At 56.3% G+C, this 15,976-nt stretch carries 18 protein-coding genes and 1 other RNA gene; 5 read left to right on the plus strand and 14 right to left on the minus strand.

What is annotated here, in order from left to right:
• Nucleotides 1–20 precede the first annotated feature (20 nt).
• Nucleotides 21–725 (plus strand): pirin family protein, encoded by a 705-nt coding sequence (locus tag FOV68_RS13125; RefSeq protein ID WP_010256500.1) that lies wholly within the window; start codon nt 21–23, stop codon nt 723–725.
• Between the two features lie 52 nt (nt 726–777).
• On the opposite strand, the gene dolP is transcribed toward FOV68_RS13125, so the two are convergent.
• From dolP to FOV68_RS13145, 4 genes are read right to left on the minus strand one after another with little or no spacing between them, the layout of a single operon-like run.
• Nucleotides 778–1,350 carry a division/outer membrane stress-associated lipid-binding lipoprotein gene (dolP, locus tag FOV68_RS13130; RefSeq protein WP_010256504.1) on the minus strand — a complete coding sequence of 191 codons (573 nt, stop codon included), beginning with the start codon at nt 1,348–1,350 and terminating at the stop codon, nt 778–780.
• A gap of 14 nt (nt 1,351–1,364) precedes the next feature.
• Nucleotides 1,365–1,952: a DnaA initiator-associating protein DiaA gene (gene diaA, locus FOV68_RS13135; RefSeq protein WP_010256507.1), complete on the minus strand. Its 588-nt coding sequence runs from the start codon at nt 1,950–1,952 to the stop codon at nt 1,365–1,367.
• 14 nt (nt 1,953–1,966) lie between these two features.
• Nucleotides 1,967–2,362, minus strand: a complete 396-nt coding sequence (locus tag FOV68_RS13140) for a YraN family protein (protein ID WP_143991039.1) — start codon at nt 2,360–2,362, stop codon at nt 1,967–1,969.
• Complete coding sequence (locus FOV68_RS13145) at nt 2,320–4,344, minus strand: penicillin-binding protein activator (RefSeq protein WP_031594360.1); 2,025 nt, start codon at nt 4,342–4,344, stop codon at nt 2,320–2,322. The genes FOV68_RS13140 and FOV68_RS13145 overlap by 43 nt, the downstream gene beginning before the upstream one ends.
• Before the next feature lie 62 nt (nt 4,345–4,406).
• Between FOV68_RS13145 and rsmI the strand changes: the two genes are divergently transcribed.
• Together rsmI and rnpB are read left to right on the plus strand one after the other, a co-directional pair.
• Nucleotides 4,407–5,273 carry a 16S rRNA (cytidine(1402)-2'-O)-methyltransferase gene (gene rsmI / locus FOV68_RS13150; protein WP_134161580.1) on the plus strand — a complete coding sequence of 289 codons (867 nt, stop codon included), beginning with the start codon at nt 4,407–4,409 and terminating at the stop codon, nt 5,271–5,273.
• A 33-nt stretch (nt 5,274–5,306) separates the two neighbouring features.
• Nucleotides 5,307–5,685: RNase P RNA component class A (gene rnpB, locus FOV68_RS13155), an RNA gene on the plus strand.
• Nucleotides 5,686–5,935: 250 nt separating this feature from the next.
• On the opposite strand, the gene FOV68_RS13160 is transcribed toward rnpB, so the two are convergent.
• From FOV68_RS13160 to FOV68_RS13205, 10 genes are all read right to left on the minus strand, one after another.
• Nucleotides 5,936–6,910 carry a glutathione S-transferase family protein gene (locus FOV68_RS13160; protein ID WP_143991040.1) on the minus strand — a complete coding sequence of 325 codons (975 nt, stop codon included), beginning with the start codon at nt 6,908–6,910 and terminating at the stop codon, nt 5,936–5,938.
• 76 nt (nt 6,911–6,986) lie between these two features.
• Nucleotides 6,987–7,400 (minus strand): DoxX family protein, encoded by a 414-nt coding sequence (locus FOV68_RS13165; protein ID WP_039390592.1) that lies wholly within the window; start codon nt 7,398–7,400, stop codon nt 6,987–6,989.
• Nucleotides 7,401–7,602: 202 nt separating this feature from the next.
• Entirely contained in the window at nt 7,603–7,887 is a 285-nt protein-coding gene (locus FOV68_RS13170; RefSeq protein ID WP_010256526.1) for a YqjK-like family protein, read from the minus strand.
• Nucleotides 7,887–8,282 (minus strand): phage holin family protein, encoded by a 396-nt coding sequence (locus FOV68_RS13175; protein WP_031590952.1) that lies wholly within the window; start codon nt 8,280–8,282, stop codon nt 7,887–7,889. Before FOV68_RS13175 ends, FOV68_RS13170 begins: the two co-directional genes overlap by 1 nt.
• 2 nt (nt 8,283–8,284) lie before the next feature.
• Nucleotides 8,285–8,590: a YqjD family protein gene (locus tag FOV68_RS13180; protein WP_010256532.1), complete on the minus strand. Its 306-nt coding sequence runs from the start codon at nt 8,588–8,590 to the stop codon at nt 8,285–8,287.
• A gap of 35 nt (nt 8,591–8,625) precedes the next feature.
• Nucleotides 8,626–9,000: a DUF1090 domain-containing protein gene (locus tag FOV68_RS13185; protein ID WP_010256536.1), complete on the minus strand. Its 375-nt coding sequence runs from the start codon at nt 8,998–9,000 to the stop codon at nt 8,626–8,628.
• A gap of 194 nt (nt 9,001–9,194) precedes the next feature.
• Complete coding sequence (gene mzrA / locus FOV68_RS13190) at nt 9,195–9,542, minus strand: EnvZ/OmpR regulon moderator MzrA (protein ID WP_010256540.1); 348 nt, start codon at nt 9,540–9,542, stop codon at nt 9,195–9,197.
• Nucleotides 9,542–10,216 (minus strand): DedA family protein, encoded by a 675-nt coding sequence (locus tag FOV68_RS13195; protein WP_010256544.1) that lies wholly within the window; start codon nt 10,214–10,216, stop codon nt 9,542–9,544. Before FOV68_RS13195 ends, mzrA begins: the two co-directional genes overlap by 1 nt.
• Before the next feature lie 324 nt (nt 10,217–10,540).
• A complete protein-coding gene (exuR, locus tag FOV68_RS13200) occupies nt 10,541–11,317 on the minus strand; it encodes a transcriptional regulator ExuR (protein WP_022623920.1) in 777 nt (258 codons plus the stop codon).
• A gap of 86 nt (nt 11,318–11,403) precedes the next feature.
• The gene (locus FOV68_RS13205; RefSeq protein ID WP_031590946.1) at nt 11,404–12,708 is read right to left on the minus strand and encodes an MFS transporter; all 1,305 of its coding nucleotides are present in this window, start codon (nt 12,706–12,708) and stop codon (nt 11,404–11,406) included.
• 399 nt (nt 12,709–13,107) lie between these two features.
• Here FOV68_RS13205 and uxaC point away from each other — a divergent pair, with 399 nt between their 5' ends.
• Nucleotides 13,108–14,523, plus strand: a complete 1,416-nt coding sequence (uxaC, locus tag FOV68_RS13210) for a glucuronate isomerase (protein ID WP_033780649.1) — start codon at nt 13,108–13,110, stop codon at nt 14,521–14,523.
• A gap of 2 nt (nt 14,524–14,525) precedes the next feature.
• Nucleotides 14,526–15,974: a tagaturonate reductase gene (locus FOV68_RS13215; protein ID WP_115387151.1), complete on the plus strand. Its 1,449-nt coding sequence runs from the start codon at nt 14,526–14,528 to the stop codon at nt 15,972–15,974.
• The last annotated feature ends 2 nt before the right edge of the window (nt 15,975–15,976 follow it).

Here is a 15,976-nt window from a genome sequence, read left to right on the forward strand (position 1 = left end):
CCGGATGCTGGAGGTAAACAATGATAACGACACGCAGTGCGTCCGCATGTGGTCAGGCCGATTTCGGCTGGTTACAGGCGCGCTACAGTTTCTCTTTTGGCCACTATTTTGATCCCAAACTGATGGGGTACGCGTCGCTGCGCGTACTGAACCAGGAAGTGCTGGCGCCGGGTGCCGCTTTTCAGCCGCGCACCTATCCACAGGTTGATGTGCTGAATATCGTGCTGCAGGGTGAAGCTGAATACCGCGACAGCGAAGGCAACACGATCAGCGTGCGGGAAGGGGAGGCGCTGCTGCTCTCTGCCCAGCCGGGTGTGAGTTACACCGAAATGAACCTGAGCAAAGATCGACCGCTGACACGCATGCAGCTCTGGCTGGCCGCCTGTCCGGAGCGCGAAAATCCACGGATGCAGAAAATCGCCCTGACGGATGGCCGGTTGTCCCAGCTGATCGCCTCGCCGGATGGCATGGACGACAGTCTGCAACTGCGTCAGCAGGTGTGGATTCATCAGGTCGAGCTGGCACCAGGCGAAAAGCATTCGCTGCGGTTACAGGGGCCGCGAGCCTATCTGCAGTCGATTCACGGTTCGCTGGAAGCGATGTCCGGCACGGATCATCAGGAGAAGCTGGGCTGTGGCGATGGTGCCTTTTTACAGGAAGAGAAGCTGTTGCAACTGACGGCGAAAACCGCGACCCGCGCGCTGGTCATCGACATTCCCGTCTGAACATCGGGCAATAAAAAAGGCGGCCATGGCCGCCTTTTTTGCTTTTTGCGTATTACTTCAGCATGGTGAAGGCCGTGGTGACGTGCTTCACGCCACTGACGCGGCTGGCGACATCAGCCGCTGCCTGCGCTTCCTGCGGTGTCACCAGACCCAGCAGGAACACTTCGCCATTCTCCGTCGTCACCTTCACGTTGGAGGATTTCACCTGATCGCTGCCCAGCAGCTGCGAGCGGATTTTTGTGGTAATCCAGGTGTCTGACGACGTGGTGCCCAGCGTCACTTTCTGGCCGATACGGATCTCGTTATAGACCTCGGTTGCGCCATCAACGCCCATGGTGATCTGTTTGGCACGACCGGCGATCTCCTGAGAAGGCGCCTGACCGGTCAGCAACACTTTGCCCTGATAGGCCGTGGCGATAATGCGGGCATCGGTTTTAATCTGCTGATCTTTAGCCAGCGCGTTAGTGACGCGTAGCTCCAGCGTGCTGTCATCAACCTGCGTACCCACCGAGCGTGGATCGGTGGCCGTTTTAGTGGCAACCGCTGCGCCACCCGCCACAACCGCAACGCAGCCCTGCAGCAGCATGGCGGTTAACAGAATAGCTATAGCATTCAATGCTTTCATTCGTGCTCCTTCGGTCATTCCTGATGGGGAAAGAGAGTGTTATCGATCAGATCGCATAAGCAATTAACGGTGAGCATATGCATCTCCTGAATACGGGCGCTGCGGTGCGACGGAATGCGGATCTCCACATCCTGCGGACCCAGCAGTCCGGCGAGCTCTCCGCCATCATACCCGGTAAGCGCAACGATAGTCATATCGCGTGTTACCGCCGCTTCTACGGCCTTAACGATGTCGCGGGTGTTGCCACGGGTTGAGATAGCCAGTAACACATCGCCTGCGTGTCCCAGAGCGCGCACCTGCTTGGCATAGATTTCATCGTGCAGGCGGTCATTACCAATCGCGGTCAGCATCACGTTGTCGGCGCTCAACGCCAGCGCCGGTAAGCTTGGGCGTTCGGTCTCGAAACGGTTGATCATGCTGGCGGCGAAGTGCTGTGCATTGGCGGATGAGGCACCGTTGCCACAGCTCAGGATTTTATTGCCATTCAGTAACGACTGCACCAGCGTCATAGCGGCGCGGGAGATGGCATCGGGCAACGCTTCGGCTGCGGCAATCTGAGTTTGAATACTTTCGGTAAAACACGCTTTAATTCTGTCCTGCACACGACCACCTGGTTCTAAACGTCTGCATTAAAGGCATTCGGCAGCCACTCGAGCGCCGTGCCGGTAATGGCGATGATGTCGAAACGGCAATTCACTGTTTCAAAACTGCCGCCGCGTTGCGCCAGCCAGAGAGCGGCAGCGCACAGCAGCTTTTGTTGTTTATTCCGGGTTACGCTGGCGAGCGCGCCACCATAACGCGCATCGCGTCGGTAGCGAACTTCAACAAACACCCAACAGTGCCCGTCACGCATTATCAGGTCAAGTTCACCATTGCGAAAGTGAACATTACTGGCGACCCATATCAGGCCAGCCTGCTCCAGATAGCGCCGGGCATCTTCTTCATGCCTGGCGCCAGTCTGACGCCGATTTAGTTGGCCGGTGCGATTTCGCCCCGACGATACTGGTTCCATGTCAACTTCCTGTTGATCACACAATCCGTGTTGGCGCTGAGCTTGCCGGTATTGCCGTCCAGCGTAAAGCCAGGTGACTGACGCATCTGGTTAAAGTGATTCGCCAGCGTCCAGGCATCCATTCCCATGGCATAGAGACGCACCAGCGAATAGTCATTATTGAATGACTTCGACGTCTGCTGCATCAGGCCAGGATTGCTGCCGGAGAGCAGCGGAATATCGCTGAACTGCAGGCCATCCATTTCCAGACGGAAGTCCGGGCCGGCACCTGCCTGCGCGCTGCGCGAACTGGCGTAGAGCGAGATATTGCTGCGACTGCCGGTGCGCATGGTGATCATCGGTTTGATTAGCTGCAGTTCGTCCTGCGTTGAGACGATGTAGACCGCATCGACGCCACCACCGCTGCTGGTGCTGACCACATCTGGCGTGTTCTGCTGCGGTGCCGGGATAGTCAGGCCCGCAATCGTAACACCCTGCGGCTCGGCAGGTGCAGCGTTCACTGGCGTACCGGATAAGCTGATGCCCGCGCCGCTGTTAATACCCTGTTTCAGTTCTGAGGTCGAACCAAAGCGCTGCTGCATCACCGTGCTGCCACCCAGCGTCTGCCACTCCTGAGCAAAGGCGTTGGTGACGCGATCGCCCAGTCCGCTGCGCGGAACCAGCAACAGCGGCTGGCGTTTACCCTGATCCCAGATATGGTGCGCCGCATCGCGCGCTTCGTCTTCAGGAGAAAGCGCAAAGTAGCAGATATTCGGATGGTTCTGGATTTTTTCCGGCTCGTTGAGCGCCAGCACATTCAGTGGCGTCTGGCTGTTGGCAACCTTCTCAACGTTGCTCTTCAGCAGTGGGCCGACCACAATGGTGGCACCATCCTGCTGTGCCTGTTGCATCACCTGCTCAATCGGCTGGCTGCTGGTGTCATAGACCTTGATCTGTGCGTTGCTGGCCGGTTCTGCGGCAGCAGGCTGAGATTGAGGCTGTGGCGTCGTGTCGGCAGGCTGTTGCTGCTGCGGCGCGCTGATTGGATCGGTGGAAGAACCAGCAGCGGCAGCGGGTTGGGTGCTGGCTGTTGCATCAGCGGCGGCGGGCTGAGCAGCTGCTGGCTGAGCGACCGGCGCGGAGATGCCATTCTTAGCATCATTAAAGCCTTTCTGAATCGCGTTGGCGAACACCTGCGCCTGGCCATTCAGCGGCAGCAGCAGCGCGATGATGCTGGTTGAGGCTTTGGTGTAGTTCTGCATCTGGCTCAGCTGCGTCGGCAGCGTTTTGGCCGCCGGGTTCTGCGGATAGCGGGTCTGCCAGTCTTTGATGCCTGACTTGAGCATCTCAGCATCCTGCGTGTTGGCGCGCCAGACCGCGAGCAGATCCAGCCAGCCCTGCAGCACATTTTCATCGGCATTGATGACCAGGTTGCTGACTTCCTGCGGCGACATCTGGGTCAGTGTCTGCCAGGTGGCGTCGATATTGCCCTGATGATCGGTGCCTTTCAGCAGCGGCTCCTGGGCAATATAGTTGCGCAGCAGCGAGAGTGAAGGGCGACCCTGTGCGCTGGCAATCTGCAGGCTGTAATAACGCGCCAGCTGATCCTGCGACAGTGCGCCGGTTTTCACTGCCGCTAACAGCGGTTCGGCGTCTTTGATCTTCTGCTGTGCAATCAGCAATTGCGCTTTCAGCAGCAGGGATTCCTGTTGCTGCGTCTCAGAGAGCTGCTGCGGCAACTGGCTCAGTTGCTGAGTCGCCTCAGGATACTTTCCTTCCTTCAACAGGGCGCGGATTGCAAGTAATTGCCAGTCGGTCTTGCTATCATCGCTGCTTTGCTGCGCTTGCTGCAGATAGTAAGCGGAGCTGGCTGTGACGGGCCCCTGAATATTGACGGTTGAGGTTTGCGGCCCCTGACCGCTACATGCGGCTAAAATCAGCCCAGCAAGAATGACAGGCAGAAAGCGTCCTGCTTTATGACGAACGACTTTTGAAGGAAGCATACTGTATCCAGTGATGTTTTTTTCAAGATGCTCAATATTAAATCGGCAATTCGGATGAAACAATGAAACAACTCGATCGGGCAGAGATTTCTGCCAGCACGCTCTACATCGTTCCAACCCCGATTGGTAATTTGGGTGATATCACCCAGCGGGCGCTGACGGTGCTTTCGAGCGTCGATCTGGTCGCTGCGGAAGATACACGTCATACCGGACTGTTGCTACAACATTTCGCCATCAATGCGCGACTCTTCTCACTTCATGACCACAACGAGCAGCACAAGGCTGAACTGCTACTGACGAAGCTGCAGGAGGGTCAAAGCATAGCCTTAGTTTCTGATGCTGGCACGCCGCTGATCAACGATCCGGGCTACCATCTGGTGCGTCGCTGCCGTGAAGCGGGCATCCGTGTGGTGCCGCTGCCGGGCGCCTGTGCTGCCATTGCTGCATTAAGTGCTGCAGGACTGCCATCCGATCGTTTCTGTTACGAAGGGTTTCTGCCCGCCAAAACCAAAGGCCGTTGCGACGCCCTGCGGGCGCTGGTGCAGGAGCCGCGCACGCTGATTTTCTATGAGTCGACCCACCGTCTGATCGACAGCCTGCAGGATATGGTGAGTGAGCTGGGTGCCGAACGCTACGTGGTGCTGGCGCGCGAGCTGACTAAAACCTGGGAGTCGATCTACGGTGCACCGGTCGGCGAGCTGCTGGCGTGGGTAAAAGAAGATGAGAATCGTCGCAAAGGCGAGATGGTGCTGATTGTCGAAGGGTACAAAGTTGATGATGACGATGCGTTACCGGCCGATGCGCTGCGTACGCTGGCGCTGCTGCAAAAAGAGCTGCCGTTGAAACGCGCGGCTGCGCTGACCGCTGAGATCCACAGCGTGAAGAAAAATGCGCTTTATAAGTATGCGCTGGAGCAGCAAGGGGCGTGACAAACGCCGGCGAATGTCCTATTATCCCGCGCCGAAGCTGACCAGACAGTCGCCGCTTTGTCGTCGTCCTCACTTGTGGGGAGACGGGCAGAGGGGAGGAAAGTCCGGGCTCCATAGGGCAGGGTGCCAGGTAACGCCTGGGAGGCGCAAGCCTACGACAAGTGCAACAGAGAGCAAACCGCCGATGGCCCAGAAATGGGATCAGGTAAGGGTGAAAGGGTGCGGTAAGAGCGCACCGCGCGACTGGCAACAGTTCGTGGCACGGTAAACTCCACCCGGAGCAAGGCCAAATAGGGGTTCACAAGGTACGGCCCGTACTGAACCCGGGTAGGCTGCTTGAGCCAGTGAGCGATTGCTGGCCTAGATGAATGACTGTCCACGACAGAACCCGGCTTAACGGTCAGCTTCGACTTTTTATCAAAAACCCCGCTTCGGCGGGGTTTTTGCTTTGTGTTGCGCGGTGGTTTGAAGGTCAGCGGTGAGATCGCGCCTGCAAAGGAAACAGGGTCAGATCGGAAAGTCGCAAAATCCGTCATCCCTGACATGCTCGGCCCGCGCCATCCCTGGCGCGGGACGCTTTCCTCTTCTGACCCTGTTCCCTTCGCGTTTAGATTGTCATTGCGGTCAGATTGTATCTGCTCCCTGCGCGATATGCATGCAGCTTAACCGCGGCCGTGCGGCTCATCCCAGTCAAATGCCGGGCCCAGCGAAATAACACCGTTCGGGTTGATGGTCTTGTGGCTGCAATAGTAGTGATGACGAATATGCGGCAGATTAACCGTCTCTGCGATACCAGGCATCTGATAGATATCACGCAGGAAACCACTCAGGTTTCTGTAGTCACTGATACGATGGCGATCGCATTTAAAGTGGGTCACATAGACCGGATCAAATCGCACCAGCGTGGTCCACAGCCGCAGATCCGCTTCGGTCAGTTGATCGCCGGTGAGATAGCGATGCTGGCCTAAAATCTGCTCCAGCCGCGACAGCGAATGGAACAGCGCAGTGACTGCCTCGTCATAAGCAGACTGCGAAGTGGCAAAGCCTGCTTTGTAAACGCCGTTGTTCACCGTGTCGTAAATCCAGCCGTTCAGTTCATCAATCTTCTCATGCAGAGCAACAGGATAATAATCCCCTGCACGGGCACCGACAGCATCAAACGCACTGTTGAACATGCGGATGATATCGGCAGACTCATTGCTGACGATGGTGTTCTGCTGCTTGTCCCACAATACCGGCACGGTTACGCGGCCACTGTATTGCGGATCGGCGTGCAGATAGAGCTGATAGAAGAACTCATTCTGGTAGAGTTTATCGCCGGTCGCATCCTGGAAACTATCATCGAAGGTCCAGCCATTCTCTAGCATCAGCGGATGCACCACGGAGACATCGATCATGCTATCCAGGCCCTTCAGCTGACGCATCAGCAGTGTGCGGTGTGCCCAGGGGCAGGCCAGCGAGACATAAAGATGATAGCGGTCGCGTTCGGCGACAAATCCCGCTTTACCCACCGGACCGGCGCTGCCATCCGCGGTAACCCAGTTGCGGAAAGTCGACTCTGAACGCTTGAAACGTCCGCCGGTAGATTTAGTGTCGTACCAGGTGTCATGCCAGACACCGTCAATTAACTGTCCCATAATGGCTCCAATGCAAACAGGGCGGGGAAATGTCCCCGCCCTGCTAAGTATATGTGGCATTACGCTTTATGTGAGATTAGCGCGCAATCGCTGGCTGTGGTTTTCTTTTGCTGATCAGGCGATCAATGCTGTATGCACCAGGACCCACCAGACCTAACACCAGGAAACCACCGGCGATAGAGAGGTTCTTCATGAACATCAGCTGGTTCACGCCTTCGGCAAAGTTACTGTGGAACAGAAACGCGGTCAGGATGGTGAAGCCTGCAGTAAACAGGGCAGTGAAACGGGTCAGGAAACCAAACAGGATGGCCAGACCGCCGCCAAACTCCAGCAGGATAACCAGCGGCAGCATAAAGCCCGGGACGCCCATTGCTTCCATATATTGCTGAGTGCCTGCATAACCGGTGATTTTGCCCCAGCCAGCCGTAATGAACAGGATTGGCATCAGGATGCGAGCCAGTAACAAACCAACGTCTTCGAATTTTTTCATCATTTACTCCAGCGCTATCAGGGATGCAGGGCACGCTGCCCGCAAGGTTTATGCCCGCTGAAAGCAGTATTGCGTTCATTGGGTTGATAGCTGGAGATGATAGTCGCGGAGTGGAAAGGTTGTAAGCGAGATATACTGTCAGTGTTTTTCAGAAATTCTGATGAAGAAAAGCCGGCCTTTTCAGGACCGGCTTTTAGCAAAATTAACGCGGTGGCAGAGCGGACTTGATCATGCGCCAGGTACTCCAGGCGCCGAATCCCCGTTTTACCCAGCGTAACAGCATGTTGGGACTGCGAACGGAGTAGATGGCCAGCGCGCTGCTGCCAATGGCCAGATAGCGGCGTAAGCTGAGGAAAGTGAACCAGCCGCGATCGTAATGGGCGGTGCCTTCCAGCCAGTCACGCCGCGCAGCGCTTAAATCCAGCCGCTGCTGCTGCACATGCTTAAGCAGTTCATGGATGCGTTCTTCACGCTCGCGGCGGCTCATCAGCGCTGGTCCTCAAGTAAATCCCGGTCTGTTTCCAGCTCCTTGCGCGTGTGGCGCAACAGCGTGGACTGACGTGATTTTCGAAGCGTCCAGAGCCCCAGAATAACCGCCAGCAGTAGCAGCGTGCCGGTCGTGATGCCAATGGCCATCAGACGGTACTGCGCATCCACTGCCCAGATAATCAGAACCATCAGGCTCATCAGACCAAATGCAGTGAACAGCATTGTCAGGCCAACCATCAACAGCAGCTGAATCAGGTTAGCTTTCTCGTGCTCCAGTTCCACCACTGCCAGACGAACGCGCGTCTCGACCATGCCAACCAGCGTGGTAACAATGCGCTGGCCGATGTTAATGACCCCTTTAGCCGGGCCGTGGTTATGCTGTGAGTCAGCCATAATTATCGACGCGAAATGAGCATGCCCAGTGCGACGCCAATCGCTGCACCGATACCCACACCATGCCATGGATTTTCACGCACGTAGCCTTCGGCTTTTTGCGCCGCTTCGCGGGTGGTCGCAGCAATGCGCTCGCTTGATTCGCCCAGACGTTCACGTGAGCTATCCAGCGCCACACGCGCTTTATTGCGAAGTTTATCCAGCTCGCCTTTGGATTTTTCAGTGCTGCTGCTCAGCACCTCTTCCAGGGTATCGGCCAGGTTTTTCAGTTCAGCACGCAAATGTTCCGATGATGTGTCTTTAGACATAAAATACTCCTTTAACATCAGTTGGTTAGTTCCGATTAATAGGGCTCCGCCTGTAACTTTTTCAGCTCCCGGCGCGCTTCATCCAGTTTTTGTTGTCGCTTAGCAATCTTCTCCTTGTCATGGCCCTCTTCACGCTCTTCCCTGAGTGCGTGCTCACGCTCAGCAACTTTCTGCTTCTGAGCGTTAATTCTTTCCAGATGGGCGGCCTCGAGCTTTTTGTCGCTGCAATCGGCCCGGACTTCGGTCAGCGCGCGCTCCAGACCGTTAACCCGGCGCTGGTTGTTATGCTTCTGCGCCATCCCGATTTCACGCTGAATATCCTGCTCTTTCTGCTCACACAGCGATTCTGCCGCCAGCAGCGATCCCGACAGCGAAAACAGCGCGACTCCCAGTAATACTTGATATTTCATTGGTCCTGGACCCTTCCATTGCGACCTGATCCGTCATCACCCGCGTAATCATATGGCTGCGGGTGCTAAGAATCGACTCTCGCTTAAGCATAGACACCCATAGTAAAAAGTTCAAAGAAGACCGGGAGATAGAGCGCCTTTCAGACCGCCGCAGGATGGCGCGACGGTCTGAAAAGGAGAGGGGAGTCGGGGGATTACGCCAGTGAGAGGTGCTGAGAGTGATCGTGCTGCGCCACAATAAAGCCCTGTGGCAGCAGACGGCGTAACACCTTCTGGGCCGCCAGGCTCTGCTCTTCGCTATCAAAATGGATGATCAGTGCATCACCCGCAGGCGTAATGCTTTTGATACGAATACCCTGCGCACTTAATTGCTGGTAGAGATAAAAACCATCGGGCAGGGTGGCGCCAGCATGGGAAACCCGAATCTGCACCACCGTCTCGTGCTTCATCAGACCGGGGACCACACAAAGCGCGACCAGTGCAAAGACGCCAGCGATCAACCACGGTAACCACCGTTTAGGAATAGCCTGCAGCAGTTTCATTACTCGGCTTTCCCGTTCTGATTCGCCTGACGCTTACGCCATATGACCACCAGCGATCCCACCAGACCAAACACCAGCAGCACCAGCGGCAGCATCATCAGGAAGAACATCATCTCATCTTCATAACGACGGAAAATCGGGGTTTTACCCAGCGCGAAGCCGATAACGGTCAGAATCACCACCCACAGGAACGCACTTACCCAGTTGAAGAACTGAAAGCGGGCATTACTTAGGCCTGATAATCCGGCGATGGTAGGCAGCAGAGTCCGCACAAACGCGATAAAGCGACCAATCAGCAGGGCAGATAAGCCGTGACGATGGAACATGCTGTGCGCGCGCAGATGATACTGGGCAGGAAGATGGGAGAGCCATTTCTGTACCGTGGGCGTGTTACCCAGCCAGCGGCCCTGTAAGTAGCTTACCCAGCAGCCAAGACTGGCACCGGTCGTTAACACCAGAATCGTCAGAGGGAAGCTCATGGTGCCTTTAGCAATCAGTACGCCGACCAGAATCAGCAGACTGTCACCCGGCAGAAATGCAGCGGGAAGAAGGCCATTTTCCAAAAACAAAATCATAAACAGCACGCCGTAAATGGCCCATACCAGCGTGGGATCGGAGAGGGTTTCGTAGTCCTGCTGCCAGAGGGCATGCAGCAACGATTGCAAAATATCCATCAATTCATTCCTGAACATCATTGTTAAACATGTCCCACAGGGACTTAAACGCAGACCGGCATTTCGTTATAAATTTTAGGAGCGCAGCCTGGGCGGGATTTTCCGGATCCTTCCAGAATTGATTGTTAAATCAGCGACTTTATAACCCCCAGTCGCAAAGGGTAATAAAAGGGCGATAACTGTAACAAAAATCGCCTGTCTGAGACAGGAAAACTCTCTGGCGAACAGGAGTTTTACCTTGTGAAACGGCGTGTAAAAAGGAGCTTTACATGACCTGACACTATTGCAGATTAACTGACCGTCTCAGGGCATTTTCAGGCACTTTTAGCGGGCGTTATTGGACCCATCAGGCAGGATGACCGGATTCTCACCAAACATGTATCGATCCACGTTAAATTCAAAATCATCCGCCGTCGCGTTAAACAGCATCTGTTTAGTATTTTCCAGATGTTGCCACATCGCCAGTTTGCTGGCGGCGGGATCTTTGCGCATCAGAGCTTTAAGAATCTGATCGTGGTCGTCGCACCAGCTGAGAATGCTGCGCTGGTCGATGTGTTCGTGAAGTTTGAGCCAGTAGGGATTGTGCAGGCGATGCAGCCACATTTTTTCAACGATGGCGGCTAAGGCACTGTTCTGGGTGGATTGCGCGATACGTACATGAAACTGCATATCCCACTCGGAGTCGCGGAAATGATCCTCCTGGCGGGCTTTTTCCTGAATCGCCATCAGGTCGATAATGTCCTGACGCGTTACCTGCGTTGCAGCGAACTCGGCCACATTACTCTCAATCAGCTGACGAGCCTGGAGCAGTTCGAAGGGGCCAAACGTGGCGAACTCCAGCTGACTGCTGGTGGAGGCGATGCGGTTCTGCTGCTGGCTGGCAATGACGTGGATGCCCGAGCCTTTGCGGACCTCAACATAGCCTTCAACTTCCAGCATGATGATCGCTTCACGTACGACGGTGCGGCTCACTTCCATCTCTTCGGCAATCAGGCGCTCAGCAGGCAGTTTATCACCCACCGGATAGATTCCGGTTTCAATGCGGCTTTTCAGCTCGCTGGCCAGCTGTTGATAAAGTCGACGGGATTCAGTGAAGTCCATAGCACAATCCTGGTAGCAGACAGATAAGTTGTTATACCACTTCAGGAGGTGCGAGGAAATGGGCTGGCTTGCGCCAGCCCGGCAGATTAACTGCGAACGGCGCTGGCCTGCGGAATAACGGCTTCGGCATTCAGCTCTGAAATGGGTTTATTTTTCAGAACCGTCCAGATAACGACGGCACCCAGCAGATCAAACACCGCCAGCGCGGCAAACAGCGGGCTGAAGCCCAGCGTATCGGCCAGTGCGCCTACCACCAGCGCAAACATGGTACTGGCGGTCCAGGCTGCCATGCCGGTCAGGCCATTAGCCGTAGCGACTTCATTGCGGCCGAAAACGTCTGAGGAGAGGGTGATCAGCGCGCCAGAGAGGGCCTGATGCGCAAACCCGCCGATGCACAGCAGACCAATGGCTATGTAGGGGCTGGTGAACAGGCCGATGGTGCCCGGCGCAATCATTAACACCGCACCCATCGTCACGACCATCTTGCGGGAGACGATCAGGTTAACGCCGAACCAGCGCTGAAACAGCGGCGGCAGATAGCCACCCAGGATGCAGCCGAAGTCCGCGAACAGCATCGGCATCCAGGCGAACATCGCAATCTCTTTAAGATTGAAGCCGTAAACCTTAAACATAAACAGTGGAATCCAGGCGTTGAACGTTCCCCACGCCGGTTCTGCCAGAAAACGCGGCAGGGCAATACCCCAGAACTGGCGGTTACGGATAATCTCCAGTGCTGACATTTTGCGGGTGTTGCCGGTCTGATGCTGCGCTTCCTGACCGGAGATAATATAGTCGCGCTCTTCATCGCTCAGCTTCTTCTGCTGTTTCGGGTGTTTGTAAAACACCAGCCAGCTGAGTGCCCAGGCCATGCTCAGCACACCGGTCATGATAAATGCCATCTGCCAGCTGTGCGCCACAATCGCCCAGACCACCAGCGGCGGAGCCAGCATCGCACCGATAGACGAACCCACGTTAAAGTAGCCCACGGCGACCGAACGCTCTTTAGCCGGGAACCATTCGCTGCTCGCTTTCAGTCCGGCCGGGATCATCGCCGCTTCAGCCGCACCGACTGCGCCTCGTGCCAGCGCCAGTCCGCCCCAGCTGCCCGCCATCGCCGTAGCGGCACAGAAAATCGCCCACATAATAGCAAACACCGCGTAGCCGACTTTGGTGCCGAGCAGATCCAGTACATACCCTGCCACCGGTTGCATCAGCGTGTAGCAGGCTGAATAGGCCGCAATTATGTAGGAGTACTGCTGCGTGGTGATATGCAGCTCTGACATTAATGTCGGGGCCGCCACGGCAATGGTGTTACGGGTCAGATACCCCAACACCGTACCGAGCGTCACCAGTCCAATCATGTACCAGCGTAACCCTTTGATCTTACGCATCCTCTACCTCTTCCAGTTCTGTATGCGGTCTTGCCGCTGTTGTTATCTGGAGCGGGACAGCACGTGATGCAGCTCTGCTCACGCCCGCAGGTTCTGTATAAGCAACCCTGTTATGACCTTGCCATTTGTGAGTCGCTAACGACCTCACGATGGGGCGAGAGCCTAACTTGTTATACAACTTTAAAAGTTGAGAGCCATCACAAAAACCCTTTCTGCACTGTGGGATACTGGAAACCTGCGTAATGACAGCCATTTAGCGCGATACGGGCGACAAAAACGTCCATAACGGCAGCCAGCTACCGCCGTTTATGTGAGCAGGATCGCAAATAAATCCGTAACGGACTAGAATTGGTATGATAACTTTGGGCCATCAGTGGTTCAGTCGATGAGGAAGCATGTATGTCACGTTTCATGACCGAAGATTTTTTGCTGGATACCGAATTCGCCCGTCGTCTCTATCATGACTATGCTAAGGATCAGCCGATTTTCGACTATCACTGCCACTTACCGCCGCAGCAGATTGCCGAAAATTATCGCTTCGCCAACCTTTATGACATCTGGCTGAAGGGCGATCACTATAAGTGGCGGGCTATGCGCGCCAACGGTGTGGCTGAGGCGTTCTGCACCGGTAACGCCAGCGATCGTGAAAAATTTGACGCCTGGGCGCGCACCGTGCCGCACACTATCGGCAACCCGCTTTATCACTGGACCCACCTGGAGTTACGCCGGCCTTTCGGTATCACCGATACGCTGCTTTCTGAGAAAACAGCTGACAGCATCTGGCATCGCTGCAATGAACTGCTGGCGCAGGATAGCTTTACCACGCGCGGCATCATGCAGCAGATGAAGGTAAAGATGGTGGGCACCACTGACGATCCGCTGGATGACCTGCGCCATCACCGCGCGCTGGCAGACGATGCCAGCTTCAGCGTTAAAGTGCTGCCGAGCTGGCGTCCGGACAAAGCGTTTAATATTGAAGCGGAAACCTTCCTGCCGTGGATCGAGACGCTGGAGCAGCTGACGGACATCAGCGTGCAGCGTTTTGACGATCTGCGCAGCGCACTGCATCAGCGGCTGGATCACTTCGCGGCGCACGGCTGTAAAGTCTCCGATCACGCGCTGGATGTGGTCTGCTACGCCGAGGCGGATGACGCTACGCTGGATGCGATTCTGGCGCGTCGTCGCAGCGGTGCCGCGCCCAACCCGCAGGAAACGGCACAGTTTAAAACGGCGGTGCTGGTCTGGCTGGGCAGCGAATATGCCCGCCGTGGCTGGGTGCAGCAGTATCACATTGGCGCACTCCGCAATACCAATCCGCGCCAGTACCAGCTGCTGGGGCCTGATGTCGGCTTCGATTCAATCAACGACCAGCCGCTGGCCGAACCGCTGGCACGCCTGCTGGGCGCGCAGAATCTCAATAATGCGCTGCCTAAAACCATTCTCTACTGCCTGAACCCGCGCGACAACGAAGTGCTGGCCACCATGGCGGGCAACTTCCAGGGCGAAGGTCAGGCGGGCAAGATGCAGTTCGGTTCAGCCTGGTGGTTCAACGACCAACTGGATGGTATGCAGCGTCAGATGACGCAGCTGGCGCAGATTGGTCTGCTGAGCCGTTTCGTCGGCATGCTGACCGACAGCCGCAGCTTCCTCTCCTACACCCGCCACGAATATTTCCGCCGCCTGCTGTGCCAGATGATGGGCCGCTGGGTGGAGCAGGGTGAAGCGCCAGCCGATGAAGCACTGTTAGGCCAGATGGTACAGAACATCTGCTTCAACAATGCCCGCGATTACTTCGGCATCGAGCTGGGAGCCTGATAATGAAAAGGCTAAACCGTCACGACTTCCCGGGCGCTGTCTATCGCGACCGGGTGATCCAGTTCGGCGAAGGCAACTTCCTGCGCGCCTTTATTGACTGGCAGATCGACTGGCTGAATGAACATCAGGGCACCGATGCCGGGATCGTGGTGGTGCGGCCGCGCAACCGTGAAGTCAGCGACAGCCTGAATCAGCAGGATGGTCTCTATACCACGCTGATCCGCGGGCTGAACGATCAGGGCGAGCAGGTCAGCGAAACCCGGCTGATCCGCAGCCTCAACCGTGAAATCCACCCCTGGCAGCAGTTCGGCGAATTTATGGCGCTGGCCCGTAATCCTGATCTGCGCATGGTCTTCTCCAATACCACCGAAGCGGGCATCGCCTTTGTCGGCAAGGATCAGCTTACCGATCAGCCCGCCAGCAGTTTCCCTGGCAAACTGACGCAGCTGCTGTGGGCGCGCTATTCCCACTTCAATGGCGCCAGCGACCGGGGCTGGCTGGTGGTGCCGTGCGAGCTGATTGACCATAACGGCGATACGCTGCGCGATCTGGTGCTGCGCTACGCCGATCAGTGGCATCTGCCCTCAGAATTTAAAACCTGGGTTCATCAGCACTGCGCGTTCTATAACACTCTGGTCGACCGCATCGTCACCGGCTTTCCGGCGGAAAGCGAGCAGCTGCAACGCGAGCTGGGTTATGAAGATCGCTATCTGGTGGCGGGCGAAGTCTACTATCAGTTTGTGATTCAGGGGCCGTCGGCGCTGTTTAATGAACTGAAGCTGGCGGCACTGTCGCCGCAGGTTCGGCATGTGGATGACATTGCGCCCTATAAAGCGCAGAAAGTGGCCATTCTCAATGGCGCGCACACTGCGATGGTACCGGTCGCGTTTCTGGCCGGTATTGAGAGCGTGGGAGAGGCGATGGCCGATCCGGCTATCGCCGGATTTGTGGATAACCTGCTGCGTCACGAAGTGATCCCGACGCTGGATCTGCCTGCCGATGAACTGCACGCGTTTGCCGATGCGGTACAGCGTCGTTTCCGCAATCCGTTTATTCGCCATGCGCTGCTGTCGATTGCCCTTAATGGCATGACTAAATTCCGCACCCGTCTGCTGACGCCACTCCTTGCCGCGCATCAGCAAACCGGCGAGTGGCCGACACACATCACCTTTGCGCTGGCCGCACTGATCGCTTTTTATCGCGGCGAGTCAGCCGGCAAGAGCTGGCCATTGCAGGACGAGCCGCAGTGGTTACAGCGCTACGCCGACGCCTGGAAAGCACTTGATGCGGATCAGCTGTCACCGCAACAGCTGGTGAACGGCGTACTCAGCGACGCGCAACACTGGGGTGAAGATTTAACCCGTCAGCCCGGACTGGCTGCGGCTGTCACCCAACACCTGCAAAATATCATCGCCCACGGAATGCGTGAGGCGCTGAGCCAACTGAGATAACG

Source organism: Pantoea sp. paga, assembly GCF_007558755.1.
In the GTDB taxonomy this organism is placed as follows: domain Bacteria; phylum Pseudomonadota; class Gammaproteobacteria; order Enterobacterales; family Enterobacteriaceae; genus Pantoea; species Pantoea agglomerans.

What these genes read in the sequence shown, in the direction of transcription:
- FOV68_RS13215 (WP_115387151.1), top strand. Translation starts at nt 14,526, where the DNA reads ATGAAAAGGCTAAACCGTCACGACTTCCCGGGCGCTGTCTATCGCGAC.
- uxaC (WP_033780649.1), top strand. Translation starts at nt 13,108, where the DNA reads ATGTCACGTTTCATGACCGAAGATTTTTTGCTGGATACCGAATTCGCC.
- FOV68_RS13125 (WP_010256500.1), top strand. Translation starts at nt 21, where the DNA reads ATGATAACGACACGCAGTGCGTCCGCATGTGGTCAGGCCGATTTCGGC.
- mzrA (WP_010256540.1), bottom strand. Translation starts at nt 9,542, where the DNA reads ATGAAACTGCTGCAGGCTATTCCTAAACGGTGGTTACCGTGGTTGATC.
- FOV68_RS13145 (WP_031594360.1), bottom strand. Translation starts at nt 4,344, where the DNA reads ATGCTTCCTTCAAAAGTCGTTCGTCATAAAGCAGGACGCTTTCTGCCT.
- FOV68_RS13140 (WP_143991039.1), bottom strand. Translation starts at nt 2,362, where the DNA reads ATGGAACCAGTATCGTCGGGGCGAAATCGCACCGGCCAACTAAATCGG.
- FOV68_RS13165 (WP_039390592.1), bottom strand. Translation starts at nt 7,400, where the DNA reads ATGAAAAAATTCGAAGACGTTGGTTTGTTACTGGCTCGCATCCTGATG.
- FOV68_RS13205 (WP_031590946.1), bottom strand. Translation starts at nt 12,708, where the DNA reads ATGCGTAAGATCAAAGGGTTACGCTGGTACATGATTGGACTGGTGACG.
- FOV68_RS13180 (WP_010256532.1), bottom strand. Translation starts at nt 8,590, where the DNA reads ATGTCTAAAGACACATCATCGGAACATTTGCGTGCTGAACTGAAAAAC.
- exuR (WP_022623920.1), bottom strand. Translation starts at nt 11,317, where the DNA reads ATGGACTTCACTGAATCCCGTCGACTTTATCAACAGCTGGCCAGCGAG.
- FOV68_RS13160 (WP_143991040.1), bottom strand. Translation starts at nt 6,910, where the DNA reads ATGGGACAGTTAATTGACGGTGTCTGGCATGACACCTGGTACGACACT.
- FOV68_RS13185 (WP_010256536.1), bottom strand. Translation starts at nt 9,000, where the DNA reads ATGAAATATCAAGTATTACTGGGAGTCGCGCTGTTTTCGCTGTCGGGA.
- FOV68_RS13170 (WP_010256526.1), bottom strand. Translation starts at nt 7,887, where the DNA reads ATGAGCCGCCGCGAGCGTGAAGAACGCATCCATGAACTGCTTAAGCAT.
- FOV68_RS13175 (WP_031590952.1), bottom strand. Translation starts at nt 8,282, where the DNA reads ATGGCTGACTCACAGCATAACCACGGCCCGGCTAAAGGGGTCATTAAC.
- FOV68_RS13195 (WP_010256544.1), bottom strand. Translation starts at nt 10,216, where the DNA reads ATGGATATTTTGCAATCGTTGCTGCATGCCCTCTGGCAGCAGGACTAC.
- dolP (WP_010256504.1), bottom strand. Translation starts at nt 1,350, where the DNA reads ATGAAAGCATTGAATGCTATAGCTATTCTGTTAACCGCCATGCTGCTG.
- rsmI (WP_134161580.1), top strand. Translation starts at nt 4,407, where the DNA reads ATGAAACAACTCGATCGGGCAGAGATTTCTGCCAGCACGCTCTACATC.